This window comes from Lacticaseibacillus hulanensis (assembly GCF_004010095.1).
Taxonomy (GTDB): domain Bacteria; phylum Bacillota; class Bacilli; order Lactobacillales; family Lactobacillaceae; genus Lacticaseibacillus; species Lacticaseibacillus hulanensis.
The window spans coordinates 1-13886 of sequence record NZ_RRYD01000021.1; the positions used below are offsets into that span (position 1 = coordinate 1).

Annotated in this window: 8 protein-coding genes; 1 reads left to right on the plus strand and 7 read right to left on the minus strand. The window is 41.4% G+C overall.

Features of this window, described 5'->3' with window-relative positions:
* Positions 1–309: 309 nt before the first annotated feature.
* The gene (locus tag EKN00_RS06595) at positions 310–996 is read right to left on the minus strand and encodes a hypothetical protein (protein ID WP_127849351.1); all 687 of its coding nucleotides are present in this window, start codon (positions 994–996) and stop codon (positions 310–312) included.
* 270 nt (positions 997–1266) lie between these two features.
* Entirely contained in the window at positions 1267–2286 is a 1020-nt protein-coding gene (locus EKN00_RS06600) for an HNH endonuclease (RefSeq protein ID WP_164848056.1), read from the minus strand.
* Positions 2287–2787: 501 nt separating this feature from the next.
* Here EKN00_RS06600 and EKN00_RS06605 point away from each other — a divergent pair.
* Complete coding sequence (locus tag EKN00_RS06605) at positions 2788–4029, plus strand: DNA cytosine methyltransferase (RefSeq protein WP_127849353.1); 1242 nt, start codon at positions 2788–2790, stop codon at positions 4027–4029.
* Between the two features lie 38 nt (positions 4030–4067).
* Here the strand turns inward: EKN00_RS06605 and drmB are convergent, their stop codons facing one another.
* The 5 genes from drmB to EKN00_RS06630 form a co-directional block, all read right to left on the minus strand.
* Positions 4068–6056, minus strand: coding sequence for a DUF1998 domain-containing protein (drmB, locus tag EKN00_RS06610; RefSeq protein ID WP_164848057.1), 1989 nt, complete (start codon positions 6054–6056; stop codon positions 4068–4070).
* Positions 6043–9576, minus strand: coding sequence for a helicase-related protein (locus tag EKN00_RS06615; RefSeq protein ID WP_241559469.1), 3534 nt, complete (start codon positions 9574–9576; stop codon positions 6043–6045). The genes drmB and EKN00_RS06615 overlap by 14 nt, the downstream gene beginning before the upstream one ends.
* A complete protein-coding gene (locus EKN00_RS06620; RefSeq protein WP_127849355.1) occupies positions 9573–12080 on the minus strand; it encodes a hypothetical protein in 2508 nt (835 codons plus the stop codon). The genes EKN00_RS06615 and EKN00_RS06620 overlap by 4 nt, the downstream gene beginning before the upstream one ends.
* A gap of 301 nt (positions 12081–12381) precedes the next feature.
* A complete protein-coding gene (locus EKN00_RS06625; protein WP_127849356.1) occupies positions 12382–13656 on the minus strand; it encodes a tyrosine-type recombinase/integrase in 1275 nt (424 codons plus the stop codon).
* Positions 13649–13855, minus strand: coding sequence for a DUF3173 domain-containing protein (locus EKN00_RS06630; RefSeq protein WP_033572650.1), 207 nt, complete (start codon positions 13853–13855; stop codon positions 13649–13651). The genes EKN00_RS06625 and EKN00_RS06630 overlap by 8 nt, the downstream gene beginning before the upstream one ends.
* Positions 13856–13886: the final 31 nt, after the last annotated feature.

The window sequence follows — 13886 nt, forward strand, 5'->3', positions numbered from 1 at the left end:
AATACTGGAATGAAGCCGCTTAGAGACAGATTCAATTTTATAATATTTCATCTGTCAACTTGACAGGGCCTAGTGCATTATGGCGGTTTTTTGAATCAATTACATTTACGTTTAAGCACTTCAATGGCCAAGACAAAATGAAGTCCCACATGTCTATAACACTACGTACCCTCTGGCTCCGCATCAGATTGAACTGAAGAAGTTTACCTAGTTTCCGCAGTCAAAATTTTGCCACTTTGGGTTTACAACGTTTATTTAATCAATTCGATAGGCGTACTGTCAGCGTGAGCCATAACTAGCCCATAAAAATCATTTATCAGTGTCTGAATTAGGAAAATGAACAACATTATCCTGTTTTCTGTGTTTTGTCTTACTGAATAAACTTTTCACGAAGTCTTCCTGCTGTTTTACAGTTTCCTCCTGCGTTCTACGGTTATCCTCCAATAAATTATTATCCATGGAATACTCGAGGATTTTTTGGACAGAAGCAGTAGTTTTTTCATAGGCAAACAGAATATATTGAATATGACGATTATTCATGGCCATAATTGCTTCGTCCTTAGAGGTCATGTTAACTAAGGCCTGAAACATCACACGCGGCGTGAAGCTAGTAAATCCATCGTCCGTCATTATGACAAAATAATCATCATACATCTGTACTTTCCGAATTTCACTAAGATCTATTTTCAAAGTCTTTTTAGTGTCTGACTGAATTTCTTTAAGGCGCAATTCCGGGACCGCAATTGATTCGGGATTAATTGGCGCGCGTGGATGTTTAGCTTTCTTAGTCACGCTTCGAACAATATCCTCCATATCAGCCTCAAACTCTTTTTTGTCAAGGTGCCGTCCAAGGTCTTCTTTCATATCGTCGACAAGCATCCAAAAAATTGAAATATAATCTTCGTAGCTCAAAACCCCTGGTGTAGAGTCAATCCAGGTTGTTCCATCACTGGAATTCCCGGCTATGAACGCTTGGTGGTTAACTATTGGCTTCATTGTAACAACCTCTTTTCAGCAGAAATTAGATTATAGAACGTTTGTTCGCATACAATTGTATTCCACAAGCTTGTTTCAATCAAGTCACCAATATTTTATCTGACAGCACTTCTACTAGTGGTGATAGAAAATTGGTAAACAGCCAAACCGGCCGTCATTAAACCAAAGTAAAGTAGCTAACCTCAATCTTACATTTTTCCAAATCTACCGCAAAGTGTCTGTCACAGTAACCGTTTTATTGTCACTGAATACTATGACTACCAATTAATTTCAAAGCCTTTCATTAGTGTCAAATCGCTTCCTATGAATACGAAGATAATGCTGAAACGGTTCAAGCCCAGGGTAGTGCTTGCCAGCAATTAGACCAGCTTGTTCCACCGTAGTACGGCTTAAAGATTTGGAAACTATAAGGTCGCCAGTACTGCTAAAGGTTATTAACAGTCTGTCAAACAAACGATCATGAAGCGCACACAGGATTAGTCCGTTATGTGGGTCAACCTTCTCTCTGTCTTTACTGTCCACCCATCGCTTGATGTGACTGGCAATAAGTAGTCGCTCATCGGTTATTTGACAAATGAGACAGGACTTTTGAGTTTGCAGAAGCCCTCTTCGAAAAACAATTTGGGTCGTACGGGTCAAGACCGTTCTTGGTTCAACCATAGCGTGATCAGCATCCCAAATCTCAGGCATTTCGTCACAGATATAGTCAGTCCACGACTGAGGAGCATGAGGGCTAGACTTCCATCTACCTTCTTTTAGGTCTGTAAGCCATGCTTTTGTCACGACGGTTTTTTGATCAATATAGAAATTCGCCCGAAAATTGTGGACACCGTCCTTTTCAGATTTTTCTAGTCCATTAACTAGCGGAAAACAGAGACCGACAAACTCAATTTCTCTTTTACTAGTAGATTTAAAAAACATAATCGGATAGACATCGACAGATTCCAAACGGTCGTCAGCAAAAATCTTGTCCAAATATTTGTTGCCTTTAGTGAACTTAACATCGGTATTAGGGGTATCGTTATCTCCATCATACGTTAAAATGCCACCATTGATTGTGTCATTCCAAGAAGCAGGCTTTCTGACGTCTTGGCTAACGACTAGTGCGAGAAAAGCATGCCTTTTCGAATTGCCTTCAACTCTAAGCATACGGAACCCGCCTTGAACTGGTGAAGAGCAGTATGCATCCCTTGTCTTAAGGAGCGCGCTGAGCGTGTTAGGGCTCTTCTTGTCATTCTGATAAACTACATTTGGAACTAGGTCTGCTTTTTGCAGCTCTTTCTCATTCATACTGACTCCCATTTGTAAGCAACATTTTCCATAAATATATTTATGGTCATAAAAGCATTATATTGTTAATAGTTGATTATGCATATAGTATATTAGGCTAATTTACCTCAATAGGAAATTGCGAGTGAAAAATCACTAAATTATATGTATGATTAAAAAGTCTAGTCGTTTAGACATATTTCAAGTTAAAGACGATCAAAACATTCTTAATCATTTACTGTTAAAAGTCTTTATGTAATCAATTTAAAGTTATGCACTAAAATGAGTAATGATACAATTTAAGCGACCAATATTCATTGTCTCGTACTGTTTTCGATTGAAATAGAGTATAAAAAATTTCGTGTTAAAGCTAAATCAATTGACAATATGCTTAATAATGGTGAAAAATCATAAGCCACTCCACAAACCAGTATCAGCAGAAGGTTCCATCATTCGAAAAGCCTCATCAATCGTGGATGTAAGCTCTTCTAAAATTTGGTATAATTCCGTAGAGGTGAGAACATGCTTAACATTATTGATCTGTTTTCGGGTGCAGGAGGGCTTACAGAGGGATTTCGCTCGCCTGATTTTAATATAATCGCACACGTAGAAATGGATTCTGCTGCAAGTCAAACGTTAGAGCTGCGGGATATTTACTATTATTTAAAAAAGTCTGGTAATATTAATCTTTATCTAGATTTCATGCATAATAATCTTTCCTTCACCGAATTAAAAAAATCTGTTCAATCTGAGCTCACCTCGTCTGTAATCAACGAAGCAATCGGTGCTATCACGCTTCCAGAAATAATGTCACAAATTGATCAGAAGCTGGCTGGGCGTAAAGTTCATGGAGTAATTGGCGGACCACCATGCCAAGCGTATTCAACTGTTGGCAGAAAACGTAATGAGTCAAAAAAAGCCACTGACGAGCGTATCTATCTTTACAAGTATTACATCAATTTTCTGGAAAAATATCAGCCTGATTTTTTCCTATTTGAAAACGTCAGGGGGCTTCTCTCGTTTAAGGACATCAACAATGAATTATTGTTTAACAAAATCCTTAATGATTTTCAGTCAATGACACCTTCATACATCGTTAAGTGGAAACTATTGAACGCCTCTGACTATGGCGTTCCTCAGTCCCGGCGGCGCCTATTCCTCTTTGGTTACCGTGAAGGACTAAAATCGATTGAACTATTTGAACACTTACAAACGCAACAAGCTCCAAGCATTCGTGAGTTGTTTCGGGATTTACCAACCATAGCGGCTGGCGAAACCGCGAATTACTATAACACACAATCACCTAGCGAATACGTTAAACAATACCTACGCTCAGAAAATGTCCCTTTGACGTGGAACGTTTCACGTCCAAATAACCCAAGAGATCTTGAAATTTATAAAATTGCAGCAAAACTCAGACAAAAAGGGAAAATACTGAGTTATCCTGATCTTCCAGTTAGTTTAAGAACACAACATCCAGAGGGCTTTACGGACCGGTTTAAGGCCATTCCATTCGACGGTATCAGTCAAACTGTGGTTGCTCATATTGCAAAAGATGGTCACTATTATATTCATCCCGATGCGCGCCAAAATCGTTCAATTACAGTTCGAGAAGCAGCTAGAATTCAAACGTTCCCTGACGATTTTGTATTTATGCGTTCGCGCACAGATGCGTTTAAACAGATAGGTAACGCGGTCCCGCCACATTTAGCAAAACAGTTTGGCCAAATTATTGCACAACAAAAAAAGAAGTTCATCGACTGACATGAATCATGACAGTCTGAACTTCTTTTTCATTTGTCTTAAAGTGTTTCGGAAAAAAAGCCATATTCTGGATGTTCCAAGGTTCCAATAAGTACACCACGATCAAGGAACAAGTTCATACGCTCACAGCTAGTTTCTGAAACCAGTGCACATGCATGGCAAGCGGCTAAGTTCAGCGAATTTCTACCCTGACCATTGCTTTCAATACACGTAGGATCAAAACTACACCAGCGTGCTTTTTCAATCGCGCCTTTAAGCATCTCAAAAAAATTTGAAGGTAAGCCTTGCCGCACTAAACCGCCCAGTGTTCCTTCAGAGTCTGAGCTTGATGTATAGATCAAAAACCCACACATCTGTTCATCGTCATTACCATCTGAATAGTAAATTCGTTCTTGCAATGCAGATGAGGAATAGCCGCTTGCAAAACTGAGCTCTCGAATTACCAAATGGCTCAAAGTGTGAATCAGATAGTAGGCTGGGTCGATATACTCTTGCTCATAATCTGATGACACCTTGCTAATCTTACGAATAATCCTATTTTCGAAATTAGTTTTTTTGATTCTTTTTCGCCATTCGGAAATATTGTGTTTGTCTAAAGAAACAAAAATTCCTTCGCCTCGATTTCGAAGGCCAACATAACGCCCGTCTGTACGCTTCAAAGACACTTCTTTGATTGCTGCTTTTTGACCCTTACCTTCTTCGGACCGTTCTGAACCTTCTTGATCAATCATCCACTGTGACTCAATCGGCCGAATCCTACTAAAACTTTTTAGAATACTAACGACTTCAAGCTGATTAACTAACGTAATCCTATCAAATAACGCGGCTGTTTTGATGTTATTGGGGAATTCATCAGTACCAATTGAGCGCATATCAAATCGATCCGTGTCTTCACGGTATTCCTTCTCCCCCATCAACACAGCATACTCCTCACGTCGATAATCAGTTTCGCTAATACTTTCTCCGCTATCATGAAATCCTTGATAGTCCACTATTCTGCTTCGTATTGCTTCAAGATGTTCCTCGCTCTCATCGGAACCGTATATGTTTGAGGAAATCTTTAATAACGCCGAACGGGACCATGGTTCATAAAGTGCCTTTCTACGAGCAGAAACATCACTATACTGAGATAAGGCATTTTCCAACTCAAGGAATCCAGCCGTCGATTGAATTTGTTCAAGCGTGGCATTTTCCTTCAACGGTATATTTACCGATTTTTCGACATTTGGAAAGTATAAGCTGTTTGAATTACGCATCATCGGTTTAATTAAAGCATTACAGGAGTGACTGATATTTTTTTGCTCCCAGCCAAATTGTCCACGGCACGTAACCCCAATCTTTTTTAGAGTATCGCCCGCAAAATCGCTAAAAATGCCTCGTAAAGAACGACTCTTTCCGCAACAACAACTAACCCACATATCTCCAATCGTACCAGATCCGCCAATGTTTTTAAGCATAAGCACATGCTTTGTCACATCTTTTTTGACACTCCCAGAGGAGTGTGCCCATTCATACCACGGAAAATCCTGGACGTGACCATTAGCACAAGCACAAACGATTCTTACTGGTATTAAATCGATGTGTACTCTTTTACTAGTTTTTTCATTAAGCCACAAATGAAATGGTTCTCGTTCGAACTGCTGGTGTAATCGGTCGCTTGTGTTCGTCCCTGGTAGCAGACGTTCCCAAGACCAAATCGACCTCAGCTCACGTGTCTTTGGAGAAAAATACCATGATGGAAATGTTTTAACTGAAACAGTATCCTGCTGTGTCCCTGCAGGAGGTTCTATAAAACCCTCTGCATGCATCGCTTGTTGTAACCGATTGTCATAAAAAGAATTTGCGTCAACTGTCTCAGCGTCCCAAAAATCTGAGTCGGCAACCATTACGGAGCGATTTTTAATATCCGTTAGCGCACCGGTACCAAAAGGAGTAATGAGTTGTGAACGGCGAATTTGATTTTCTTCGCTACGTACATAGCGTCCTTCCCGGTGAAATTTACCATTTCGCCTATTATTTTGAATCATCGCCAACATTCCCTTTCACTTGTAAATTGGTCACATCTTCAATATCTCTCATTGTATTCATAACCGGAGTCTCTCCATCTGTAATTGTATTATCGTACGGAACCAACAGATATTGAGTATTTGGTTCCGCTCTACGACGACGGTAATAGAACAGCTTATCGACACCGAGTTCGCGGACATCATTTGCCTGCTCAGTCCATTGACTAATAAATTCATTGAGCAAGTATCGAGCCCTCGTTGCATACAAATGATTCGGATCATTCAAACGGATTCTTGCGAGCATCACTTCCGATACCTTGTTAACCTCATCCAAATGGTCAAGTATCTTCACAGCTCCGTCGTCACCTTCCATATCAGGCACGGTATATCGCAACATCGTCACTAACGCTGCTGCAAGAGCTTTTTTCAAAGCTGGTTGCGAAAATGGTGTCACACTGCTTGGCTCAACATAACGATACATTGACTGATGATACCCCGTGAATGACTCGTAGTGTGATCGATCGCGACTACGAACTGAGTTGTACAACGTAAATACTACACCAAGCGTATTTCTACCCACGCGACTGGTTGCTTGAATATACTCTGACGTCAGTTTGGGCTGACCCACCACCAACATCGTATTTAACCGAGCAATGTCAATCCCAACTGACAACATATTTGTAGCAATGACTGTATCAACGACCCGATTTTTATCCTCATAAGTTATTGATAGCTCATCGAGCGTCTGTGAAATCTTATTACTTGAAATTCTTGAAGTCAGTTCAACATTATTTGAAATCCAGCGAATAGACCGTCCCCTCCGTCGGGCAATCCGTCGAATTTCGTCTTGAACATCATCAACTATTAAAGAAGACGCCTTACCGAGTTCACGAATGCTATTAAAATATCCCACACACGTCCAAAACAATTCTTTTTCAGCATCCGGAATATCAAGATAAGCAATTGTCGACAACATTGACGCAAACACTCGAACCTCAGTTGTTACTTGTGATTTTCCTGAGCCCATAATTCCCACATATCGTCTACCAAGGTTAGGCTCATTAGCCTCACGGACATCTGGAGTTACAAAAAACGAATCGTCTGCCAGTAGTCCATCCGGAGGAAATTGAATGACGCCTCGTCCATACAGATTGCTTATCTGGTCTCTGGAATTTCTAATAGTAGCTGTTGATGCCAGATACTTAGGCTGAATTCCTTCACTTGCCATGACATAATCAAATCCTGCCTCATATAAGCCAACAATACTCCCTAGTGGTCCTGAAATAAGGTGTAACTCATCTTGTATCACAAGCTGGGGTGTGTAGGTTTTCAAGCCATCATCACTTATAGCATGAAAGAATGCACCTGTTTTGTCATTAATTGGCACCTGTGCAAATTTATCAACGGTCCCAAACAACAATGTAGGCTGCTCAGCATAAATTGTCGTATCTACAACGTATACGGGCAGGGATTGCTTAAACTCACAATCTGGGTTTAAGCAGCACATATCATAATGCAATCTTGCATTTACTGACGGATAATAGCCCCACTTCGTAGAATTTTCCCTATCATTATCTGCTGGCACTAAGCTATCTTCCTTGTGACACCACGGACATCTAAGTACCTGAAAAACATTTGGGCCGTGTTCAGTTCTCATTTTAGAAAATTTATCTTTAACATCATTAACATCATTTGGAGTTGAATCTTTACCCACCCACAGGCCAATTGATATCGGATGAGTTCCTAATCTAATACCTTGTGTGTGTGTCCGCATATATTCAAGAGCACATATAAGAGCACATGCCCGATCAAATTGTTGTGCAGTTAGTAACCGCAACGTGTAACGCATAATTACGTTGACACCGAACGCCTCAGAATCATTTAATCTTTGGTATAACACCGAAACGGCAATCGCAAATAAATATGCTTCAGTCTTACCACCACCTGTTGCCACCCAAATCAAATCAAGATCCGAACGATTAGGATCAGTTGGATTCACAATGGATGTCAGCGTCGTAAGAATAAAGGCAAGTTGAAAAGGCCGCCACAAAAATCGGCTTTTATTATCCTGGATTGATTGATAATTGCGGTTTTGATAGCATTGAGTTTTTTCTGTGCGGTCCTGAATTCGCTGAAGTAAAATCGCTTCATTTGCTAAATCAAAGGCCTTCAGCAAAAGCGGATTATCTTCCATTTCCTCGATGGCATTTTCCATCCGTGATGCACAAGCCCTACATTTTGTCAGATTATCCTTTGCGAAGTCTTCAAATCTGCGTTTTCTATGGGTGTATAGTTTTGCCTCTATTTCTCTTTCATCAATCCATTTCCGATATTTTGTGACAAACATCCTTAATCTCGTTAGTTGATCACTTTTTGCTACCTCTTTAAGGTATGAGTCCGGACGCAGTATATCATCATCGATACCATCTATGGTAAATTTCATTGGCGTAAGATCAAAGCAAGGCACATAACTAGTCCGGATTACTGCTGGCCCTTCGTCTGAATCGACGATATTTAAGGGTTCCCAAGTGGCTGAAACGCCATGCCCAAAGGCATAGGTTTTGCGGTTTTGATAAGCAAACAGGAGCTTTGCATCCTCTTCTTGAAGGTTATCAATATCAGGTAAGCTGACATCCTCAGACGCAATAAATCTAAACTGTCTATTTGCTTCCACACTCAACTCACACTGGTAATACTCATGATTCGAATTATTTTGTAACACGATGGTCGGCGCAATCACACCGGAAAGATTAGGCCGAATGACCTTGGCGAATAACCTTAATCCAGTAGGTTCCCCATCAAACAATACTTCAACATGGCTTGTGGACTTTGTTAAATCAACTATTACTGTTGTCGAAATAGGAAAACGTTGAAAACAAGCATGTGTCTTGTTTTCAGACTTATTTTCGACACGATTGATTTCTCGAAGATGTGACAGATAAAAATAAACTGGATCAGCTTCGAAATCGGGACGTTGACCTAGCTTTTTTTCAGTATTTTTTAGGAAACGGTCTAAACCTTCCTCTAGTTCTGATGGTGACGTTTCAAATCGCTTTTTATAAGAAAAATTATTATTTTCCTCGTCTATCTCAACGACGTCAGACAATCCGTTCGCATGAATCCTCTCTTTGAATGCTGACATCAGATTGTCAGGTAAATCAATTTTGGGATTGATAATCCTTTCGTACTTTGCTGCTTTAACTATCACTCGTATTTGGTTAACCTCATTGCAGTAGAACGACAAACCAATAGATGTAGGATTAAACCCGTTGTCCACCACTATTGGATCTGATTCGGGATCAAAATCATCCTGGCCGCTGCCTATATCGGTTTGATTATCATTTTGAGCGTCGGACTTATCTCTATTGTGAAATAAAATCCCCGTTACATAACGAGTACGCGGAGGCTCACTAATAACTTCATGTTCAGCATCTCTTGAAATCATTTCAGACCCAGGACCAATAATTTCTTGAAGCACACCATCTAAATACTTATTACGAACAATAGATTGTCTAGTACGTGAAACTTTTGAACTCATCATCTCAACTCCTCTTCAGGTTTTTCTAATATACGGTTCGTCTGCGACCGATTAACATCGGAATGCACAGATTCAACGTCGGAAACAGTCAAAAAACTAACTGGATAATCAATGCTATCAATATCTTCATACTCTAATCGCTCAAGTTGAGATTGACGCTCTACCTGAAACTGTTCTCGAACCGTCTGACTAGCTTTGTAATATTTTCGAGAATAATGAGAAAATTCTGAATGTCCTGTCAGTTCACCGATTTTTTCAATAAACTTAATATCCCTTGGAACAAAATTCAATCGGTGGGGTGAAGACCATGCTTGAAAAAATCCAACAGATCGTTGATATCCCAGCGCTGAAAATTGCTTTTGTAAATCAGAAGGAGAAAGCTTGTGTTTTTCTACATAATTTATAAATTGCCTTTTCCAATAAAAGTCTAGCTTCTGATTCAAATTTATGTCTAGATTATAATTCAGCTCTGTTTCACTATCCGATATTTTTAAGAATGTCTTCCGATAACTCTCAACGCAGTCTTCCAGTTTTACATATGCAATAACGTCCCCAACATGTACACAGTCTATCCTTGCCAACTCAAAAGCATCGTTTTTTCGTCGGATAACTCTTCCATTTGGTGTGCCCAGCAGTATAGCTGACTTATTCTGCTCAAATCGCAGCAGAGATGTTACAGTCACAATCCGATTCTGTTCTAGTTGATTATCAGAAAGTATTTGCCGACCCGTAGGTAACCTTTTTGAAATCAATTGGTCTAATTCACCATCTTCGAACTCATCATCTTCAAATCCATACATGCTTTGCTCATCAATATCTTCGACTTTGTCTTGAACTTTATTCTTTTCTTGTTTGGTCTCTGTAATGGCCTTCCGTATAGATGGAATAATCTCATCAATACCACCATCATTGATAAAATCACTGTCAGATATCGTATTTGCAAAGGCAAGATCAGTTTGCATTGAACGCAACGAAAAAGGTAGAAACGATTCCGGATAGAGACAAATTAGCAATCCACCTAAACCCGCAAACAACCATCGTCTTCTTTGAACTGCAGTCGGATTAATTAGTACAATTTTTGAAAATGAGTGATAGAGTTGATGATTAATCTCTGCATTATACCCTAGCACTGTTGCACGTTTGCCACGTCGCTTTAAATATCCAGCAGTCACCGTGGCAGTTCGGGGGCTCGTAAGGATTAAGGTATCCTGCCCGTATCCAATTTTATTTAGTTCATTGTCTAGTCGAATTGCAAATTTGGAATCTAGAGAATGATTAAGCGCCTCGTTTAGATTACCCTTCACTTCTCGATCAAGCTGAGAATAAAAAATAGCGTCCTGAATACTAGCAAGCAACTTTGATGCTGAATCGTCTCCAGAATCAATAGTGGAAAAATAAATTGTTCGCAGAACACCAATCCAATTGACTATACCAAACGCTTCGGAATCTTCACGGTACTCCGAACTAAAATCAACAATATCTCTCCACGCGTCAAACTCTTCTCTACTTTCATCAATTGGATTAATACTCAGCTTCGTCCTTAAGACGTTCTGAGATTCAAACCATGCATATATCGAGGAAGACTTACTAATCCGGTTGAGGGTAACACGATTCATCATGCTTGCAACAGTAGAAACAACATCTATAGAAATTTTCTTTGCTTTGGCATACGAAAACAGCCACTCAATTGCCGTTTGATGTTGAGGAGCCCACCATTTTCTGCCAATTACATAGATACGTTCAACATCTGACGCTGATTCGTTTAAATACGCCCAGAGTGCATCAATATTTGTGGCATAAGTAATGAACGGATATGCGGTTCTACTAGTATGTCTTGATATTTTAAAATCATCAACCATTTCGCCCTGTGACTTGAGTATTCGGCCTTGGAAAAGTGCACCAAAATTTATGCTTGCACCTCCTAAATCAACCATAGAGTTAGTTACTTCGTTGATTACAGAACTTTCGGCCAAAATAATAATTTGCTTGTCACTCGTCCGACTAAACTGTTTGATGCCAAGCTGTTCAGCAAATTTTTCGCGATAATCAATCATCCTCCGAGTAGAGATACTGTTTGCCGTTGAAACTCTTGCAATAAAATCCGCAGTAGAAATTGTTCGTACCACTCCACGCTCTCCGCCTCGAGTATTAATCGACTTAAGCTGCCATCTTTCCTCAGGCAGGTCTTCAGTACTAAGTCCAGCAAAGACGACGCTTTGCATTCGGTTGTCCCTAGGGAGTGAATACATTAGCTGCGTCCCAACATCAAGCTTATGTGGATCGATGATACCGTTGTCTAACATGTTGCGTAACAAAATTCGATAACCTGCCAGTTCAATTACGGCCGGAAAAATTTCTTCGTTCAAGAAGAGATAAACATAATTATCGTCATGCTTGTCTAGTTCATTAATATCCTTGACAGCCGTACCTATTAAGCTTCGCTTAGAATCGATCATCTTCTTCAAAATGCAATCTGTAATTGTATCAATTAGATTCTCTTCGTTCATGTTCTCGCCCCATCAACTCATTCAAATCGTATCGCCCATATCGATAGAATATCATTTATTAGCCGGCTTAACATTAGAATTTTGGGATACCTCGGAAGACAAAAAAGCCCCGCTAATTTGGCCCTAAAAAGGACCAAACATAACGGGACTTATAGCAGGGACAGTAACTTAGCCCCCTCTCATAATATCTTTCACATTCCCCGAAAGCACCCTAAACATCGCTTTTGGTTAACTAAATTTTGCTATTTACTCCCACTCAAGCGTATTTTCAGCGGCGCTAACCCGCGCCACCACTAGCTTTCTATGCCTCAACTGCTGTTTTGGCGGGGAGTTTGGCGGGGCTTAGTTGATCGTACTTTACCGCCTGATTCCCCACGAACCGCACCTGATTCTGACCCGCCGTCTTGATCGTGATGTTACCCGCAATCTGTTCGGCGATATCTGCATCCAGTCCGCCCCATAAGTGCGAGTAGTGCTTCAGCGTGATCTCAGGTGACGAATGGCCTAAGCGCTTGGACAACACCAGTACGGAGACGTTGAACTCATTGATGAGATACGACGCATGACTGTGGCGCAGCCCTTTGCCTTCGACTGGGTGCACCTGCGCCAACTTGGCGTAGCGGTGGATAATCCGCGAGATCGTGGACTTGGTCATCGGCAAGCCATCGTAGGTCATGACGAAATCATCTACCCCACCCAGACCGAAACTATGCTGCACCTCGCGCCAGCGCCGTAGAATTGCCACGGTGTCATCATCAAGCGTCAAGATGCGCTTGCCGCTGTCTGTCTTCGTGTAGTCGTGGCGCTCCCAGTCATGCCGGTTCTTCATCACCAGCATGTGGTCAACGTGTAGCTGCTTCTTGGCGAGATCAACATCTCGCCACCACAGCGCCGTGCCTTCGTTGACGCGCACGCCAGTCAGGAAGTACAGCCACAACATCACGAAGTTCAGGTGACCGTAAATGTCATCAATGCAGATTTGCGCGATGACTTGTTCAAACTCAGCTTTCGTCCAGAACGGCACGCTGCTTTTGGCCTTAGGAATCGCCTTGACCCGCTTCGACACATTGCTGGACAGGTACTGCATCTGCATCGCATGGTCAAGGGACTTGCGGAAGCAGCCGAACACCAAACCAGCATAGCCTTGCGAGTAGCCCGCACCGCCGTCTTTTTCATCCGTGAGCAGCCACGTGCGGAAGTTCTGCACGTCGGTGATATCGATATCGCGCAACAGCTGGTCGCCAAAGCGGGCGATACAGATATCAAAGCTGCGATTACGGACAGCGAAGGTGCTTTCTTCCACGTCGGTTTTGTACGCTGGGATATACGCGTCTTTCATGAACTGGCGGTAGGTCATGCGAAAGTTCGTAAACCCATGCGCCTCATGATATTCACGCTTCACCCGCGTAAGTTCCTTGTTCGCCGCAAACGCAGTGTTGAATGGCATTCCTTGACTGTCCTTCCGCCCTTTCTTGCGGACGCGCTTGCCACTCATCTTATCGGTGCCCAACTCGGTTTCATAGTAGAAGTTACCTTTGGCGTCTATGAATACGCCTGGATATTTGGTTTTACTCATTCTCAACAGCTCCATTCATCGGTGACCCGAGAATGGACTCAACGACAGAACGCGGCACGCGCCCTAAGTTTCGGTTGAGATACAAGGGATAACCCTTTTGTACCATCCTTTGCTTCGCTTGTCTAATAATATTGCGCGCGGTGTGCTGCTTAAAACCTAATGCCATCAGATCTTGATAGCAGACAAAACTCTTATCCAATTACGTCACTTCCTTCTCATTGATTGAAGTG